Annotated in this window: 1 protein-coding gene; it reads left to right on the forward strand. The window is 69.8% G+C overall.

Annotated features, from left to right (window positions below):
• Positions 1 to 371: 371 nt before the first annotated feature.
• Complete coding sequence (locus tag L3Q67_RS31670; protein ID WP_499185097.1) at positions 372 to 20462, forward strand: type I polyketide synthase; 20091 nt, start codon at positions 372 to 374, stop codon at positions 20460 to 20462.
• Positions 20463 to 20487 lie beyond the last annotated feature (25 nt).

The following is a 20487-nucleotide window of genomic DNA, read 5'->3' on the forward strand; positions in this document are numbered from 1 at the left end:
GACCAGTGCGGTTCAGGTCGATGGTTTTCTCGCGATATGCCGAGCAGTTCTTTTCCTTTTTGGTGCGGCGAGTGGGCGCACGATACATTTTATCCAAGCCCGCCAGAACGTTCAACTGCCGTCGGTGAATCCTTCCCGGTCATGGTGCTTTACGGGTGACATGCTGACACGTAAGCTTCCCTTGGTGCCGGCGCGGGGGACGGTGGTTCTCTTGTGGATTTCCGGGCTGGACTGAAAGTGCTCGTCGCGTCGCGGCGTTCGGACTCGTTGTTGACAAAGTCGGCCAAGGCTGTCATGCGGGCGTCGTATTGTCCGGTCACGGCGGCGCCGCGATGTGTCGACCAGGCACGGATTGTAGAGGTTGTGCTGTCGTGGCTGATCTGGATCGTGCAGGACGATTCGCGCAGGACGATGAGGTCGCGGTGGTCGGCATTGCGTGCCGCATGCCGAAGGCCCCCAGTCCGGCGATCTTCTGGCGTTTGCTGGAACAGGGTCTGGACGGCATCGCAGAACCTCCGGTGAACCGGTGGGACGCCGGAGATCCGTCCGGGGTGGGGAGTCCCCGATCCGGCCAGGGCGGTTTCCTGGACGAGATCGATCGCTTCGATCCGGATTTCTTCGGTATATCGCCGGGGGAAGCCGTCGCGATGGACCCGCAGCAACGGTTGATGCTCGAGTTGAGCTGGGAGGCGCTCGAGGACGCCGGCGTCGTCCCCGCCACCCTCCGCGGGAGCCAGACCGGTGTTTTCACGGGTGCTAGCTCCGGGGACTACGAGAAGCTCCTTTTTCGAAATGGTTCGGCTGACGTCGCCGCGCACACCGCCACCGGAACCAACCGCGGCATCATCTCCAACCGCGTCTCGTACACGCTGGGCCTGCACGGCCCCAGCCTCACCGTGGACTCGGCGCAGTCTTCTTCGCTGGTCGCGGTGCACATGGCGTGCGAGAGCCTGCGTCGCGGGGAAGTCACGCTGGCCATCGCGGGCGGGGTGAACCTGGCAGCTACCCCGGAGTACAGCGTCGCGCTCGAGAAGCTCGGTGCCCTTTCCCCGGACGGCCGGTGCTTCACCTTCGACGCGAGGGCGAATGGCATCGTGCTGGGTGAGGGTGGCGGTGCGGTCTTGCTCAAACCGCTGTCCCGCGCGATCGCCGACGGAGACCGGATCTACTGCGTGATACGCGGCAGCGCGATGAACAACGACGGTGCGGGTGACGACCTGACCGTGCCGAATCCCGCTGCCCAGGCGGAAAACCTGCGGATGGCGTACCGAAGAGCCGGCGTGGCCCCTTCGGACGTGCAGTACGTCGAGCTGCACGGCACCGGAACCAGGGTCGGGGATCCGGTCGAGGCGGCCGCGCTCGGAGAGGTGGTCGGCATCGGCCGAGCGGCCGATGCCCCGCTGCTGGTCGGCTCGGTCAAGACCAACATCGGTCACCTCGCCGCCGCCGCGGGGATCGCGGGCCTGCTCAAGACGGTTCTCGCCATCAAACACCGCAAGATACCGGCGAGCCTCAACTACGAAACCCCCAATCCGCGTATTCCGCTGCAGGAAATGAACCTGCGTGTCCAGCGGGAACTGGGCGAATGGCCGCGCGCGGACCGGCCGCTGCTGGCAGGTGTGAGCGCTTTCGGGATGGGCGGCACCAACTGCCACGTCGTGCTCGCCGAACCGCCGCAGCCATTCGATACGTCCACAGTGGATCCCTCGGTCGGAGCCGGTCCGGTGCCGTGGATGATTTCCGGGCGATCCGAGGTGGCGTTGCGTGCGCAGGCGACGGCATTGGCCGAACATGTCCGCGAACGACCGGAACTGGCCGCGGTGGACGTGGCGCGTTCGCTGGCCACCGCGAGGTCGATGTTCGAGCACCGGGCGGTGGTCATCGGCGGCGGTGCGGAGCTGCTGGCCGGACTGGACGCGGTGGCCACGGGTGGGGCGCACGCGGGTGTGGTGCGCGGTGTGGCACAGGATGAGACAGCCGTACGTCGCCGGATCGCCATGGTGTTCTCGGGCGCCGGTGGACAGTGGCGTGGGATGGGCGCGAGCCTGTGGGACTCGTCGCCGGTGTTCGCGGAATCGGTGGCGGAGTGCGCGGAAGCGTTCGAGCCCTACCTGGATTGGTCGCTCGTGGACGTGGTGCGGGGGCGACGTGGTGCGGCCTCGTTGGGGCGGGTGGATGTGGTGCAGCCCGCGCTGTTCACGATGATGGTGTCGCTGGCGGCGGTGTGGCGGTCGTGGGGCGTGGTGCCCTCGGCTGTGGTCGGCCACTCGCAGGGTGAGATCGCCGCGGCGTACGTCGCCGGGGGTTTGTCCCTTGCGGACGCGGCGCGGTTGGTGGCCTCGCGCAGCCAGCTCATCGCCGCGAGGCTGTCCGGTCGGGGTGCGATGCTTTCGGTGTCCCGCCCGGTGGCCGAGGTCGAACAGTGGCTGGCGGAAGCGGACGGTCGGCTGGCTGTCGCCGGGGTGAACGGCCCGCGCGCGGTGACCGTCGCGGGCGACCCGGATGCGATCGGCGAGCTGGCGCAGCGGTTGGCCGGGGCCGGTGTGCCTGCGGCCCGGATCCAGTCCGATTTCGCCTCGCATTCGCCCCAGATCGAGTCGGTTCGCGATGAACTGCGCGCCGCGGTCGAGGGGTTGCGTCCACAGAGCTCGCAGACGCTGTTCTGTTCGACCGTGACCGGCGGAGTCCTGGACACCCGTGAACTGGACGCCGAGTACTGGTATCGGAACCTGCGCCAGACCGTACGGTTCGACCAGGCCGTGCGTACCCTGCTGGACCAGGGATTCGAGGTGTTCGTCGAACCCAGCCCGCACCCCATGCTGACGGTTCCGGTCGAGGAGATCGCCGACGACCACGGCAAGCCGGTCGCGGCGGTGCACACCCTTCGCCTGGGTGAAGGAGACAACCAGCGTTTGCTGTCCTCGGTCGCCGCCGCTCACGTCAGCGGCGTCCGGATCGACTGGACCGCCGTCCTGCCGGAAGCCCGGCGCGTCGAGCTGCCCACGTATGCGTTCCAACGCGGCCGGTACTGGCCGGCGCCGGTGGCACCGAAGGCGGGGCCGGGCCAGCAGCCGTTCGAGGCCGAGTTCTGGGACGCGGTGGATCGCGGCGAGCTGGCCTCGGTCCTGGGTGTGGACGCCACTGTGCCGCTGAGCGAGGCGTTGCCGGCGTTGTCGTCGTGGCGGCACCGGAACCAGGAGCTGTCCGCGCTGGATTCCTGGCGGTACCGGGTCGGCTGGCGGGAGGTCACCGCCCGGCCCGTCGCCCGCCCGACCGGGATGTGGCTCGTGCTCGTACCGCGAGGGCAGGCCGGCGATCCCCGGGTGGCCGGATGCATGCGAGCGCTGACCGAACGCGGCGCGCGCCCCCGGGTCGTCGAGGTCACCGAGGCCGACACCAGCCGCGAGGCGCTGGCCGTGCTGCTCGAGCAGGTGCCGGAACCGGTCGCCGGGGTGCTGTCCCTGTGGGCGTTGGACGAGCGGGCGCACCACGACCATCCGGCCCTCAGCGTGGGCTTGGCCGGCACGATCGCGCTGATACAGGCGGAGGTGCTGCTCGAGGCACCGGCACGGATCTGGGTGGCGACCGGTGGCGCGGTCTCGGTGGCGGAGTCCGACCCGGTGACCAGTCCCGCACAGGCCATGCTGTGGGGACTCGGCACGGTTGCCGCTCTGGAACATCCCGCCCGCTGGGGCGGGCTGATCGATCTGCCGGAAACCCTCGACGACCGGACCCGGACCCGGCTGGGCGACGCGCTCGGCGGTATCGAGGGCGAGGCCGAGCTCGCGCTACGCCCGTCCGCGCTGTTCGGCCGTCGCCTCGAACCCGCCCCGCTCCGCGAAGATCGGCAGTCGGGGTGGACTCCGCGGGGCACGGTGCTGGTCACCGGCGCGTCGGGTGAGCTCGGTCCGCTGGTGGCACGGTGGCTGGCCGGTCACGGAGCCGAACACGTGATGCTGGCGAGCCGCCGCGGCGAGGCCGCGGACGGCGTGCCCGCGCTACGTGCGGAGCTGACCGAGCTGGGTACCCGGGTCACGGTCGTCGCGTGCGATGTGAACGACCGCGCCGCGCTGGAGGCGCTGCTGTCCGGACTGGCCGCCGGCGGCGACACCCTGCGGGCCGTGGTGCACGCCGCGGCGGTGATGCGGCCGGCCCCGCTGGCCGAGACCAGTCTCGCGGAGTTCGCGGAGGTCGTCTCGGCCAAGGCCCGCGGAGCCGCCAACCTGGACGCCCTCCTGCGTGACCACGATCTGGACGCGTTCGTGCTGTTCTCCTCGATCGCCGGGGTGTGGGGCAGCGCGGAACACGGCGCCTACGCGGCGGCGAACAGCTATCTCGACGCGCTGGCGCGGCACCGCCGCGACCGTGGACGCACCGCGATCTCGGTGGCCTGGGGCATGTGGGACTCGCCGAGCCCGCGCGAGAAGACCCGGGTGGCCGCCGCCGATCTGGTGCGCCGCCGCGGGCTGCGGTTCATGGACCCCGACACCGCGTTCGCCGGGCTGGCCCAGGCGATCGGTCATCGCGACACCACCGTCGCCATCGCCGACGTCGACTGGACACGGCTGGTTCCCGCCTTCGTCTCGACCCGCCCCAGCACCCTGTTCAACCGCATACCGCAAGCCGCCCGCGTCCTGCACCACCTCGCCCAGGACACCCCGGAGCCCGCCCCGACCGGCACCGAGTTCGTCGGCCGGCTCTCGACGATGTCCCCGGTGGAGCAGGACCACGCACTGCTGGAACTCGTCCGGTCCCGGTCCGCCGCGATCCTCGGGCACCGGACCGACCTGGCGATCAGGCCGAACCTGACTTTCCGCGAGATCGGCTTCGACTCGCTCAACGCTGTCGAACTGCGCAACCAGCTGGCCGCCACCACCGGCCTGCGACTGCCCACCACACTGCAGTTCGACCACCCGACCCCCTCGGCGGTCGCCGCGTTCCTGCGCGCCGCACTGTTCGGCACCGACACCCGGCCGACCACACCGGTCCCGGCGGGCGCTGTGCTGGACGAACCGGTCGCCATCGTGGGAATGGCCTGTCGCTTCCCCGGGACGGCGGTGTCGCCGGAAGCGTTCTGGGATTTGCTCAAGGACGGTCGTGACGCGGTTTCTGCTTTTCCCGCCGATCGAGGGTGGGAGGCGGCGGATTCCGACAATGGCTACACCCGTGTGGGTGGGTTCTTGTACGACGCCGCGGAGTTTGATCCGGGATTTTTCGGGATTTCGCCGCGTGAGGCGTTGGCGATGGATCCGCAGCAGCGGTTGTTGCTGGAGACCGCGTGGGAGGTGTTCGAGCGCGCCGGGATCGATCCGCATTCGTTGCGTGGCAGTGCGACCGGCGTCTTCGCGGGCGTGATGTACCACGACTACGGCGCGAATGCCGGTGTGGTGCCGGAGGGCGTCGAGGCGTATCTCGGGAACGGGAACGCCGGGAGTGTCGCGTCGGGCCGGGTGTCGTATGTGTTCGGTTTCGAGGGTCCTGCGGTGACGGTGGATACGGCGTGTTCGTCGTCGTTGGTGGCGTTGCACTTGGCGGTGCAGTCGTTGCGGTCGGGGGAGTGTTCGCTGGCGTTGGCGGGCGGGGTGACCGTGCTGTCCAACCCGGGGGTTTACGAAGACTTCTCGCGTCAGGGTGGGTTGGCGTCGGATGGTCGGTGTAAGTCGTTCGCGGAGTCGGCGGATGGTGCCAGCTTTTCTGAGGGTGTTGGGCTGTTGTTGTTGGAGCGGTTGTCGGATGCCCGGCGCAATGGCCACCAGGTGTTGGCGGTGGTGCGGGGTAGTGCGGTCAACCAGGATGGGGCGTCGAATGGGTTGACGGCGCCGAATGGTCCGTCGCAGCAGCGGGTGATCCGCCAAGCCTTGGCCAATGCGGGGGTGTCGGCCGATCAGGTCGATGCCGTGGAGGCGCACGGGACTGGCACGACTCTCGGTGATCCGATCGAGGCGCAGGCGTTGTTGGCGACCTATGGTCAGGATCGGCCTGCGGATCGTCCTTTGTGGTTGGGTTCGGTGAAGTCGAATATCGGTCATACGCAGGCGGCTGCTGGTGTGGCTGGGGTGATGAAGATGGTGCAGGCGATGCGGCACGGGGTGTTGCCGCGAAGTTTGCACATCGATGCGCCGTCGTCGCATGTGGACTGGTCGGCGGGCGCGGTGGAGTTGCTGACCGAGGAGAGGCCGTGGCCGCAGGTGTCACGTCCGCTCCGGGCTGGGGTGTCCTCGTTCGGCATCAGTGGCACCAACGCGCACGTCATCCTGGAACAAGCGCTGGAGCCGGAGGCGGCTGACGAGGAAGAGGTGCCGCGTCGTTCGCTGGAGGTGATTCCGTGGGTGCTGTCGGCCAGGACACCGGACGCGTTGCGGGCACAGGCCGGCGAATTGATGTCCCTTGTGGACGCCGAGCCTGAACTTTCACCGGTGGACGTGGCGTACTCGCTGGCCACCGGTCGCGCCGGGTTGGAGCATCGGGCCGTCGTCGTGGGTGCGGACAGCGCGGAGTTGTTGTCGGGCTTGGGCGCGGTGGCGGCGGACGGCGGCTTCGGTGAGGAGGCCCAGGACGGGGGGAAGACGGCGTTCTTGTTCGCCGGTCAGGGTTCGCAGCGTCCGGGCATGGGCCGGGAGCTGTACGACCGGTTTCCCGAGTTCGCGCAGGCTTTCGACGAGGTGTGCGGGGAACTCGACAAGCATCTGGACCGTCCGGTACGGGACATGGTGTTCGCCGCCGTCGGATCGGCGGATGCGGATCTGCTGAATCAGACGGTGTGGACCCAGGCCGGGTTGTTCGCGGTCGAGGTCGCGCTGTTCCGGTTGCTGGAGTCGTGGGGTGTGACGCCGGAATTCGTCGGCGGTCATTCGATCGGGGAACTCACCGCGGCGCATGTGGCCGGTGTGCTGTCGCTGGGCGATGCGGCTCGGTTGGTGGCAGCACGGGGCCGGTTGATGCAGGCATTGCCTTCGGGCGGAGCGATGGTGGCGATCCAGGCAGGCGCGGCCGAAGTCGCGCCGTTGCTGTCCGGTGGGCGGGCGAACCTCGCGGCGGTCAACGCGCCCGGCTCGGTGGTGGTGTCCGGTGACGAGGACCGGGTGCTGGAAGTCGCGGGGCATTGGGAAGCCAGGGGGAGGCGGGTCAAGCGGCTGCGGGTCAGCCATGCGTTTCATTCGCACCGGATGGACGACATGCTCGAGGACTTCCGGCGGGTGGCGGAGAGTGTCGAGCACGGTAAACCCCGGATGCCGGTGCTGTCCAACGTGTCCGGTGAAGTGATCGCGGAGTTCTCGGCCGAGTACTGGGTGCGGCATGTGCGGGAAGCGGTCCAGTTCTGCGCCGGTGTCCGTGCGCTGGAGGCGCAGGGCGTGACCCGGTTCGTGGAGATCGGGCCCGGCAGTGTGCTGACCGCGATGATCGGCGACTCGATCACCACCGACGCGGTACTGGTCCCCGTGTTGCGCAACGACCGCGGTGAATCGCGGGCGTTGGTCGACGCCCTCGGCCGGTTGTTCGCCCACGGGACGGCAGTGGACTGGACCGCGTTCTTCGCGGGTACTGGTGCGTGCCGGGTGGACCTGCCGACGTATCCGTTCCAACGGCAGCGGTACTGGCTGATGCCGGGGGCGAAGGGCGACGCCCGCAGCGTGGGCCTGGTATCGGCCGAGCACCCGTTGCTGGGGGCGGCCGTGCCGTCGCCGGATTCGGATGGCGTGGTGCTGACCGGCAGGTTGTCGGTGGAAACCCAGCGGTGGTTGGCCGATCACGTGGTGCTGGGGTCGGTGTTGTTTCCCGGCACCGGTTTCGTGGAGCTGGCGGCGCGTGCCGGCATCGAGCTCGGTTGCGAGGTGCTGGACGAGCTGACCTTGCGGGTCCCCTTGGTGCTGCCCGAGCGGGGTGGGGTCCAGGTCCAGGTCAAGGTCGGCGAGCCCGATGAGGCCGGAGCCCGGCCGCTGGACATCTACGCCCGGCCGGACGACCCGGCGGCACTGGACACCGTGGACCGGCCATGGACCCGGCACGCCACCGGTGTGGTCTCGGCCGGTGGGCGGGCACCGGAGTTCGATCTGGCCCAGTGGCCACCGCAAGGCGCTTCCGCACTGCCGGTCGAGGACCTCTATCCCCGGCTGGCGGCCGGGGGATTGGCCTACGGTCCGGCCTTCCAGGGGGTGACCGCGGCATGGAAGAAGGGCGACACGGTGTTCGCGGAGGTCGCCCTGCCCGACGCGACCGAAGCCGCGGATTTCGGGCTGCACCCGGCTTTGCTGGACGCCGCGCTGCACGCGGTCGGCTTCACCGCCGACCAGGCAGACCGGACACGGTTGCCGTTCACCTGGACCGGCGTCACCGTTTTCGCCACGGGAGCTTCGGCACTGCGCGTGAAGTTTTCTCCCACCGGCTCGGACGAGGCGTCCCTCCACCTCGCCGATGACACCGGCGCGCCGGTCGCCGCGGTGGATTCGCTGGTGTTGCGGCCGGTCTCCGGAGACCAGCTGGACAAGACGGTCCGGGTCGGCAGTTCGTTCTTCGGGGTGGAATGGGTCGAAGCGAGTGCGCCCTCGGCGGCCGGCCTGTCCGACTGGGCGGTGCTGGGGGAGCTAGGCGTCGAGGCCGACCGGTACCGGGACCTGGCGGCGCTGGTGGACAGCGGTGCGACCCCGGAGACGGTGCTCGTCGAGTGTGTTCCGCGGGATGAACCCGCTGTCGAGGCCGCGCACGCGGTGGCCAACGAGGTCTTGGGTGTGGTGCGGGCGTGGTTGGCGGCGGACCGGTTCGCCGGCTCGCGGTTGGTGGTGGTGACGCGGGGCGCGGTGGCGGTCGAGCCGCAAGAGGATGTGCGGGACGTGGCGGCAGGCGGGGTATGGGGTTTGGTGCGGTCGGCGCAGTCGGAGAACCCCGGCCGGTTCGTGTTGCTGGACCTTGATGACAGCGCGGCCTCGCTCGACCGGATGCCCGCCGCGTTGGGCCTCGACGAGCCGCAGATCGCGGTGCGCGACGGTGTGGTGCGGCTGCCGCGGCTGGCGCGGGTGCCGGGCGGGGACGGCCTGGTGCCACCCGCCGGCGCGGACGCGTGGCGGTTGGCGGTGTCGGATCAGCGCACGCTGGAGAGCCTGCGGTTGGTGGAGTACCCGGAGGCGTTGGCTCCGCTGGGAGCGGGCCAGGTGCGGATCGCGGTACGTGCGGCCGGGGTGAACTTCCGGGATGTGCTCAACGCTTTGGGCATGTATCCCGGTGACGCGGGTCTGCCGGGACTCGAGGGTGCGGGCGTGGTGACCGAGGTCGGTCCCGGGGCGTCCGGGTTCTCCGTGGGGGACCGGGTGATGGGCCTGCTTTCCGGTGCCTTCGGCCCGGTCGCGGTCGCTGACGAGCGGCTGATCACGCGCGTGCCGTCCGGGTGGTCGTTCGCGGAGGCGGCCGGGGTGCCGCTGGTGTTCTTGACGGCGTTCTACGCCTTGCGGGATCTGGCTGACGTGCGGCCGGGTGAGTCGGTGTTGGTGCAGGCCGCCGCCGGTGGGGTGGGAATGGCCGCCGTGCAGTTGGCGCGGCACTGGGGCGCCGAGGTCTTCGGTACCGCCAGCTCCGGTAAGTGGGGCGTGCTGCGGGCACACGATTTCGACGACGAGCACCTCGCCTCCTCGCGCACCCTCGAATTCGAGGAGAAGTTCCTCTCGGTCACCGGCGGCCGCGGTGTGGACGTGGTGCTGGACTCGCTGGCGGGGGAGTTCGTGGACGCGGGGTTGCGCCTGCTGCCGCGGGGCGGCCGGTTCGTGGAGATGGGCAAGACCGATGTCCGGGTCGGCGAGCAGGTCGCGGCCGAGCACCCCGGCGTGGCCTATCAGGCGTTCGATCTGCTGGAGGCGGGACCGGAGCGGATCCAGCGGATGCTGGCCGAGCTGGTCGGGTTGTTCGACGCCGGGGCGTTGCGACCGCTCCCGGTGACGACATGGGACGTGCGGCGCGCTGATGAGGCGTTCCGGTTCGTGAGCCGGGCGCGGCATGTGGGCAAGGTGGTGCTCACCCTGCCGAGGGAACTCGACCCCCGGGGCACGGTGTTGATCACCGGCGGAACCGGTGCGCTGGGTGCTCTGGTGGCCAGGCACGTGGTGGTCGAGCACGGGGTGCGGCGTCTGGTGCTGACCAGCCGTCGCGGTCCGGAAGCCCCCGGCGCCCCAGAGCTGGACGCCGAGTTGACCGCCCTCGGCGCCGAGGTGACCATCGCCGCCTGCGACGTGGCCGACGGTGCCGAGTTGGCGAGCCTGCTGCGGAGTATTCCGGCCGAGCACCCGTTGACCGGGGTGGTGCATGCGGCGGGTGTGCTCGATGACGGGGTCATCGAGTCGTTGACGCCGGAGCGGATCGACGCGGTGTTCCGTCCGAAGGTGGACGCGGCAGCGAACTTGCACGAGCTCACCCGAGACCAGGACTTGGCCGCCTTCGTCCTGTTCTCCTCGAGCTCGGGCGTGCTGGGTGCCGCCGGTCAGGGCAACTATGCCGCCGCGAACACCTTCCTCGACACGCTGGCGCGGCACCGGCGCCACATCGGCCTCCCCGCGGTGTCGGTGGCGTGGGGTGCGTGGGCGCGTTCGGGCGGAATGGCCGGAGAACTGGGTGAGGCTGATGTGGCCCGACTGGCGCGGGCCGGAATCCGGCCACTGTCCGATTCGGATGGTCTCGCGCTGTTCGATGCCGCGCTCGCCGGCGATCGTGGTGTGGTCGTGGCCATGTCCGTCGACATGGCCACGATCGGTGGCCAGCCGGCGGTTCCCCCGATCTTCCGCGGACTGGTGCGGTCGCCGGCACGGCGGGCCGCCGCGGCCAGTCGCTCCACCGCGGAGGCTGCCTCGCTGCGGCAACGCCTGACCGGACACGCGCCGGACGAACAGAACCGCGTGCTATTGGGTCTCGTGCGCGAGGAGACGGCGCGCGTTCTCGGCCACCCCTCGGCCGAGTCCGTCGAGGTGACCAAGACGTTCCGCGAACTGGGTTCCGATTCGCTGACCGCGGTGGAACTGCGCAACCGGCTGAACGTGGTGACTGGGGTCCGCCTTCCCACCACCGTCGTGTTCGACCACCCGACACCACTGGTGCTCGCCGAGTTCCTGCGTACCGAGCTGGTCGGCTCGGAACCGGAAGCCGCCGCGGTCACGCCGGTGGGCACGGCTTCGGGAGAACCGATCGCGATCGTGGCGATGGGCTGTCGCTACCCGGGCGGCGTCACCTCGCCGGACCTGCTGTGGGAGCTGGTCGCCTCGGGGACGGACGCGGTCACGGGTTTCCCCGACGGCCGTGGCTGGGACCTCGGCCGGTTGTTCGACCAGGATCCGGAACGCCGAGGCACCAGCTACGCCCGCGAGGGTGGTTTCCTCTTCGACGCGGCGGACTTCGATGCGCGGTTCTTCGGTATCGCACCGCGTGAAGCGCTGGCGATGGACCCGCAGCAGCGCCTGCTCCTGGAAACGTCATGGGAGGTCTTCGAGAACGCGGGCATCGACCCGCAGACCTTGCGGACCAGCGCGACGGGCGTGTTCGTCGGTTCCGGTGGTTCCGGATACGGCAACCACGACCAGGTCGAGGACGAGGTCGACGGCTATCTGCTGACCGGGCACGCGTCCAGCGTGCTGTCCGGGCGACTGTCCTATGTGTTCGGTTTCGAGGGTCCTGCGGTGACGGTGGATACGGCGTGTTCGTCGTCGTTGGTTGCTTTGCACTTGGCGGTGCAGTCGTTGCGGTCGGGGGAGTGTTCGCTGGCGTTGGCGGGCGGGGTGACGGTGATGTCGACGCCCGAGATCTTCACGGAGTTTTCGCGTCAGGGTGGGTTGGCTTCGGACGGGCGGTGCAAGCCGTTCGCGGAGGCGGCGGACGGCACCGGTTGGAGCGAAGGCGCCGGATTGCTGTTGTTGGAGCGGTTGTCGGATGCTCGGCGGAATGGTCACCAGGTTCTGGCGGTGGTGCGGGGTAGTGCGGTCAACCAGGATGGGGCGTCGAATGGGTTGACGGCGCCGAATGGTCCGTCGCAGCAGCGGGTGATCCGCCAAGCCTTGGCCAATGCGGGGGTGTCGGCGGATCAGGTCGACGCTGTGGAGGCGCACGGGACTGGCACGACTCTGGGTGATCCGATTGAGGCGCAGGCGTTGCTGGCCACTTACGGTCAGGATCGGCCTGAGGATCGTCCTTTGTGGTTGGGATCGCTCAAGTCGAATATCGGTCATACGCAGGCTGCTGCCGGGGTCGCGGGTGTGATCAAGATGGTGCAGGCGATGCGGCATGGGGTGTTGCCGAAGAGCCTGCATATTGACGCGCCGTCGTCGCATGTGGACTGGGCGGCGGGTGCGGTGGAGTTGCTGGCTGAGCAGCGGCCGTGGGTGGAGGGGGAGTGGCCCCGGCGGGCTGGGGTGTCTTCGTTCGGGATCAGTGGCACCAATGCGCATGTGGTCTTGGAGCAGGTGCCGGAGCTTCCGGTTGAGCAGGCACCGGGTCGTCCGCTGGGTGTGGTGCCGTGGGTGTTGTCGGCCAGGACGCCGGATGCGGTGCGTGAGCAGGCTGGGCGTTTGGCTGCGCGGGTGCGGGGTGATGGTGTGTCGCCGGTGGATGTGGCGTTTTCGTTGGCTACTGGTCGTGCTGGGTTGGAGCATCGTGCGGTGGTGGTGGCTGGTGATCGAGACGGGTTGTTGCGCGGTGTGGACGCGGTTGCTGCGGGTGACTGGCCGGTAGCGGCGGCTGCCGGTTCTGGGGATGTGGTGTTCGTGTTCCCGGGTCAGGGTTCGCAGTGGGTGGGAATGGCGGCGGGGTTGCTGGAGTCGAGTCCGGTGTTCGCGGAGCGACTCGGCGAATGCGCGGCGGCGTTGTCGTTGTTCGTGGATTGGTCACTGCTGGATGTGGTGCGCGGCGTAGCGGGCGCGCCGTCCTGGGAGCGGGTCGACGTGGTGCAACCCGTGTTGTGGGCGGTGATGGTGTCGCTGGCCGAGGTGTGGCGCTCGTATGGGGTGGTGCCTGCGGCGGTGGTGGGCCATTCGCAGGGTGAGATCGCCGCCGCCTGTGTGGCTGGTGGGTTGTCGCTGGAGGATGGTGCCCGGATTTCCGCGCTGCGTAGTCGTGCGCTGACCGTTTTGGCTGGTCGTGGCGGCATGGTGTCGGTGGCGGAGTCGGTCGAGCGGGTGCGGGAGCGGATCGAGCCGTTCGCGGGGCGAGTGTCGGTGGCGGCGGTGAATGGTCCGGCTTCGGTGGTGGTGTCGGGTGATCCGGTCGCGTTGGACGAGTTGATCACGGCATGCGAAACGGAGGGTGTGCGGGCTCGTCGGATCTCGGTGGACTACGCCTCGCATTCGGTGCAGGTGGAGCGAATCCATGAGGAGCTGCTGGAGGTCCTGGCTCCGGTGTCGCCGGTGTCGGCGTCCATCCCGATGTATTCGACGGTGATCGGTGCGCCGATCGACACCGCGAGCCTGGATGCGGAGTACTGGTTCCGCAATGTGCGGCAGACCGTCGAGTTGGAGTCCGCCACTCGTGCGTTGCTTGCTGATGGGTATCGGGTGTTCGTGGAGGTCAGTCCGCATCCGGTGCTGACGTTGGGGATCGAGGAGACCATCGAGGACACCGGGATCACGGCGGCGGCCGTGGGCACGTTGCGTCGTGACGATGGTGGGTTGGACCGGTTCGTGACCTCGTTGGGTGAGGCCCACGCCCACGGCGCCGCAGTGGACTGGGAGACGTTCTTCGCCGGGACCGGTGCCCGCCGGGTTGACCTGCCTACTTATCCGTTCCAGCGGCAGCGGTTCTGGTTGGAGACCGGTACTCCGGCTGATGGGGTGGAGAGGGAGTTCTGGCGGGCGGTGGAGCGGGCGGATGTCGATGCGGTGGCTGCGGAGTTGGCGGTGGACGGTGCTGAGGTGCGTTCGTCGCTGGATGTGGTGCTTCCGGTGTTGTCCTCGTGGCGGCAGCAGAAGTCTGCCGCGGGTGGTTGGCGGTATCGGGTGCGGTGGAAGCGGTTGCCCCACCCCGTGCCCGTGACGCCGTCGGGGACCTGGCTGGTGGTCGTTCCGGACCACCACCCCGACGACGAATGGATGTCCGACCTGGTGGCCGGGATGGCGGGCCGCAGGGTCGCGGTGTCGGCCCTCGACGATCCGGAGACGGTCACCCGACGGTTGCGGGAAGCGCTGACCGACGGCGCGGTGGCCGGTGTGCTGTCGTTGCTGGCGCTGGATGAGCAGCCGCTGGCGGAGTTCGGCGCCGTGCCTCGCGGACTGGCCGCGACCGTGAGTTTGTTCCGCGCGTGGATCGAGATCGACGAGGACGCACCGATGTGGGTGGCGACCAGAGGCGCGATGCCGGTGGAGCACTCGGCGAACACGGCCGGGCCCGCGCAGGCCCTGGTGTGGGGGCTGGGCCGGGTCGCGGCGCTGGAGCACCCCGGCCGATGGGGTGGGTTGGTCGATCTGCCCGAGGAACTGGACGAGCACGCGCTGACCCGGCTGGCCGCGGTGCTGGCCGGTGCCGAGGACCAGGTGGCGGTGCGCGCGTCCGGAGTGTTCGGGCGCCGGCTGGTGCGTGCCGAGCCCGCCCGCAACGGCGACTGGTCGGCGCCCGCCACCGTGCTGGTGACCGGCGGCACGGGGGCGCTGGGTGCCCGGGTCGCGCGCTGGTTGGCCGGCAACGGCACCGAGCACCTGGTGCTGACCAGCCGCCGCGGTCGTGAGGCGCCGGGCGCGGCGGACCTCGAAGCGGAGCTGACTGCGCGCGGAGTCCGGGTCAGCACCGTGACCTGTGATGTCGCCGACCGGGAGGCGGTGGCCGAACTGCTCACCCGGTTCCCGGTCACCGGGATCGTGCACGCCGCGGGGGTGCTGGACGACGGCGCGGTGGCATCGCTGACGCCGGCCCGCATGGACGCGGTGCTGCGGGCGAAGGCGGTCTCCGCGGTGAACCTGCACGAGCTCACCCGGGAACACGACCTGGACATGTTCGTCCTGTTCTCTTCGACCTCGGCCGTCATCGGCACACCGGGGCTCGGCAACTACGCACCGGGCAACGCGTTCCTGGACGCCCTGGCGGAGCGTCGGCGGGCAGCCGGGTTGGCCGCGACGTCGATCGCCTGGGGGCCGTGGGCGGACGGTGGCATGGCCGCCGGTGCGGTCGGCGAGGTGTTCCGCAGGCACGGTGTGCCCGAGATGGCTCCCGACCTGGCCCTCGCCGCGCTGCGACAGGCGTTGGCCGACGACGAGACGACCCTCGTCGTCGCGGACATCGAGTGGGAGCGGTTCTTCGTCGCGTTCACCGCGACCCGTCCCAGCCCGCTGCTCGCCGAGCTGCCTGAGGCCCGGCAGTTGACGCGAGCCACCGCGCGGACGGCGGAGACCACAGCGGACGAGGACTCCCTCGCCCGTCGACTCGGCGGCCTGGCCGAAGCGGAGCAGAGCCGGGTGCTGCTCGACATCGTCCGCACCCAGGCGGCGGTCGTGCTCGGTCATTCCGGGCCGGAGGAGGTCGAGCCGCGCCGGTCCCTCAAGGACCTCGGCTTCGACTCGGTGACCGCCGTCGAATTCCGCAACCGGCTGGCCGCGGCGACCGGCTTGCGTCTCCCGGTCACCCTGGCATTCGACTACCCGACACCGGTGGCGGCGGCACAGCACCTGCGCGCCGAGCTGCTCGGTGCCCGATCCCCGGTCGACGCCCCGGCCGCGGCGGGGACGGTGACCGAAGAGCCGCTGGCGATCGTCGGCATGGCCTGCCGCTTTCCCGGCGGCGTGCGTTCGCCGGAAGACCTGTGGAAGGTCGTCAGCGAGGGGGCCGACACGATTTCCGCGTTCGCCGCCGACCGCGGCTGGGATCTCGCTGCGCTGCTCGACCAGGAGCGGGAGGGTGCCAGTCGCACCCGCGAGGGCGGTTTCCTGTACGACGCGGCGGATTTCGACGCGCGCTTCTTCGGTATTTCGCCGCGTGAGGCGCTGGCGATGGACCCGCAGCAGCGGTTGTTGCTGGAGACCGCGTGGGAAGTGTTCGAGCGGGCTGGAATCGACCCCGGAAACTGGCATGACGTCGGAGTCTTCGCCGGGAGCAGCGGTCAGGACTACCTCAACCTGCTGGCGGCGAGCGCGGCGGAGTCCACCGGGCACGCGGGTATCGGGAACGCGGCGAGTGTGCTTTCCGGGCGGCTGTCCTATGTGTTCGGTTTCGAGGGTCCTGCGGTGACGGTGGATACGGCGTGTTCGTCGTCGTTGGTGGCGTTGCACCTCGCGGCGCAGTCATTGCGGTCGGGGGAGTGTTCCCTGGCGTTGGCCGGTGGCGTGACGGTGATGTCGACGCCCGAGATCTTCACGGAGTTTTCCCGGCGGGGCGGGTTGGCGCCGGATGGGCGGTGCAAGCCTTTCGCGGAGTCGGCGGATGGTGCTGGGTTCTCCGAGGGCGTGGGGCTGTTGCTGGTGGAGCGGCTGTCGGATGCTCGGCGCAACGGCCACGAAGTCCTCGCGGTGGTGCGGGGTTCGGCGGTGAATCAGGATGGTGCGTCGAATGGGTTGACGGCGCCGAACGGGCCGTCGCAGCAGCGGGTGATCCGCCAAGCCTTGGCCAACGCCGGTGTGCCGGCTGATCAGGTCGACGTGGTGGAGGCGCACGGGACGGGCACGGCCCTGGGTGATCCAATCGAGGCGCAAGCGTTGCTGGCAACCTACGGTCAGGATCGGCCCGAGGATCGTCCACTGTGGTTGGGATCGATCAAGTCGAATATCGGTCATACGCAGGCGGCTGCTGGTGTGGCTGGGGTGATGAAGATGGTGCAGGCGTTGCGGCACGGGGTGTTGCCGCGGAGTTTGCATATCGACGAGCCGTCGTCGCATGTGGACTGGTCGGCGGGTGCGGTGGAGTTGCTGAACGAGGAGAGGCCGTGGCTGGCGGAGGCGCATCCGCGGCGGGCTGGGGTGTCCTCGTTCGGGATCAGTGGCACCAACGCGCACGTGATCCTGGAACAAGCACCGGAGCCGGAGGAGACTCCCGCTCTGGACTCGCCCAGTGCCGAACCGGATGTCGTGCCGTGGGTGCTGTCCGCGAAGAACGCGGAAGCACTGCGTGATCAAGCTCGTGCGTTGCATTCGCGGGTGCGGGGCGATGAGGACGTGTCGTTGGTGGATGTGGCGTTCTCGCTGGCGACGACCCGGACGGCGTTGGAGCATCGCGCGGCGGTGGTGGCCGGTGATCGGGACGGGTTCCTCCGTGGCTTGGACGCGGTTGCCGCGGGTGAGTTGCCTCAGGGCGTGGTGCAGGGCTCGGCTCAGGGGTCCGGCGATGTGGTGTTCGTGTTCCCGGGGCAGGGTTCGCAGTGGGCCGCGATGGCGCTCGGACTGCTGGAGTCCAGTCCGGTGTTCGCGGAACGGCTGGGTGAATGTGCCGCGGCGTTGTCGTCGTTTGTGGACTGGTCCCTGCTGGACGTGCTGCGTGGCGTTGAGGGTGCGCCGTCTCTGGAGCGGGTGGATGTAGTCCAGCCGGTGTTGTGGGCGGTGATGGTGTCACTGGCCCAGGTGTGGCATGCGCACGGCGTAGTGCCGTCGGCGGTGGTGGGGCATTCGCAGGGTGAGATCGCTGCGGCGTGTGTGGCTGGTGCGCTGTCGCTGGAGGATGGGGCCCGGATTTCCGCGTTGCGCAGTCGAGCCCTGCTGGCCCTGGCGGGCCACGGTGAGATGTTGTCGATCGTGGCGTCGGCGGAGTGGGTGCGTGAGCGGATCGAGCCGTTCGGCGAGCGTATTTCGGTGGCGGCGGTCAACGGCCCGAAGTCGGTGGCGGTCACCGGTGATCCGGATGCACTGCGCGAACTGGGACGGGTACTGAGGAAGGCGGGGGTGATGCGGTGGACGGTTCCCGGGGTGGACTTCTCGGCGCATTCGGCCCAGGTCGATCAGATACGCGACGAGGTGTTCGAGGCGCTGGCGCCGATCACCCCGATGTCCGGTGCTGTTCCGTTCTATTCGACGCTCGCCGGTGAGCTGGTCGACACCGCGACCCTGGACGCCGAGTACTGGTACCGCAACGTGCGGCACACCGTGGAGTTCGAACAGGTGACGCGCACGCTGCTGGCCGACGGTCACCGGGTGTTCGTCGAGGTCAGTCCGCACCCGGTGCTGACGCTCGGGTTGCAGGAGACGATCGAGGACACCGGTACCGCCGCGGCGGCCGTCGGAACCCTGCGCCGCGACGAAGGGGGATTCGACCGGTTCCTGCTCTCACTGGCCGAGGCGCACGCCCACGGCGCGAGCGTGGACTGGAACGCTTTCTTCGCCGGAACCGGCGCGCACCGGGTGGACCTGCCCACCTACCCCTTCCAACGCCGACGCTACTGGCCGGAGACCGAGGGCGGCACCGGACCGGTCGCGCGCCCCTGGGCGGACGATCGGTTCTGGCAGGCGGTCCAGCGGCAGGACCACGAGGCTCTCGGAGCCGTCCTGGGCGTCGACGACGAGGATTCGTTGAAGGCCGTGCTACCCGCGTTGCTCTCCTGGCGCGACCGCGGCCAGGAACTATCGATCGTCGACAGGTGGCGATACCGGGTGGTGTGGCGTCCGGTCGCCGAGCCCACCGCGGGTGCCCTGGCCACTGCGTGGCTGGTGCTGGTACCCGCAGGACTCGAAGACAGCGAACCCGTGGTGAAGACGCTCGCCGCGCTGTCCGAACACGGCGCCAAGACCACGCCGATGGTCATCGACGCGGCGGCCGTCGACCGTGGGGTGCTCGCCGAACGCCTCAGCGGTGTGCTCGACGCCGACCCGGCTGCCGGGGTGCTGTCCCTGCTGGCGTTCGCCGAGGGGCAGCACCCGCTGCACCGGGTGGAAGTCGGCCTCGCGGCGACGGTGGTCGCGGCGCAGGCGCTCACCGACGCCAGGGTGAAGGCGCGGCTGTGGTGCCTCACGCGCGGCGCGGTGTCCACCGGCACCGGCGACCCACTGTCCAACCCGGTGCAGGCACAGGTCCTGGGGCTCGGCAGGGTGGTCGCGCTCGAGCACCCGGACACCTGGGGCGGGCTGATCGACCTGCCCGCCGTGCTCGAGGACCGCGCTCTGGCACGGCTCGTCGGCCTGCTCGCCGGTGAGCTCGACGAGGACGAACTCGCGGTGCGTCCCTCCGGCGTGTTCGCCCGCAGGCTGGTGCGCGCGCCCTGCCAGGAATCCGGCACGACGGCGCGTTGGCGGCCGAGGGGGACCGTGCTGATCACCGGCGGCACCGGAGCGCTCGGCTCGCACGTGGCGCGGTGGCTGGCCCGTGACGGTGCGGAGCACCTGGTGCTGACCAGCCGAAGTGGCGAGGACGCGCCGGGAGCGAACGAGCTGCGCGCCGAACTGGAAGCGTGCGGAGCCACCGTGACGATCGCCGCGTGCGACGTGGCCGATCGTGCGGCGCTCGCGGCGCTCCTCGATGGCCTCGCGGACGTGCGCGCCGTCGTGCACGCGGCCGGCGTGGTGGATGTGACTCCGCTGCTCGAAACCGGGCTCGCCGACTTCGCCGAGGTCATGGCCGCCAAGGTGGGTGGCGCGATCAACCTCGACGAGCTGCTTGGCGAACGGGAGCTCGACGCGTTCGTGCTCTTCTCCTCGAACGCGGGCGTGTGGGGCAGCGGCGGCCAAAGTGCCTACGCGGCGGCCAACACGTTCCTGGACGCACTCGCTCAGCAGCGGCGTGACCGTGGCCGGGTCGCGACCTCCGTCGCGTGGGGCGCGTGGGGCGAATCCGGGATGGCGGCGGAAAGCTCGACCGTGGAGTACCTGAACAAGCGCGGTGTCCTGCCGATGCGGCCCGAACTGGCGATAACGGCGCTGCGGCAGGCGGTGGCGCAGGACGAGACGTTCCTCGCGGTCGCCGAGGTGGACTGGGAACGCTTCGTGCCCACCTTCACCGTGGCGCGGCAGCGGCCGTTGCTCAAGGAACTGGGGGAGGTGCGGCAAATCCTCGCGGCCACCCGGTCCATCCAGGCCACCCAGGACGAGGTGTCCGGTGACGGCGGTGCCTTCGCGCGCCGGCTGGCCGGCCTGCCGCCCGAGGAGCAGGAGGAGCTGTTGCTCGGCCTGGTGCGCTCGACCGTGGCGACCGTTCTCCGGCATCGCGGGGAAGATTCGGTCGCGGCCGAACTGGCTTTCAAGGACCAGGGTTTCGACTCGTTGACCTCGATCGACCTGCGCAACCGGCTGAACTCGGCAACCGGGCTCACGCTCCCGGTGACCGTCGTTTTCGACCACCCGACGCCGATGGCGCTCATCCGGCACCTGCGCGCCGAGCTCGTCGGTCACGGGGAACCCGCGATCGAGTCGGAGCTGGACCGGCTGGAGAACGCGATCGCCGCGATGGACCGGCACCGCGACCGGCGCAGCGCGGTCAGGACACGCCTCGAGGTGTTGCTGCGCAAGTTGGACGACGACCAGGAGACGGTTTCCGCGGCCGAGTTACTGGAATCCGCCTCGGACGAGGAGGTGTTCGATTTCATCGACAACGAACTCGCTTGATCCTCGGTCCCGGACGAGCCCGAAC

It is taken from the genome of Saccharothrix sp. AJ9571 (genome assembly GCF_021725495.1).
GTDB classification, from domain to species: domain Bacteria; phylum Actinomycetota; class Actinomycetes; order Mycobacteriales; family Pseudonocardiaceae; genus Amycolatopsis; species Amycolatopsis magusensis.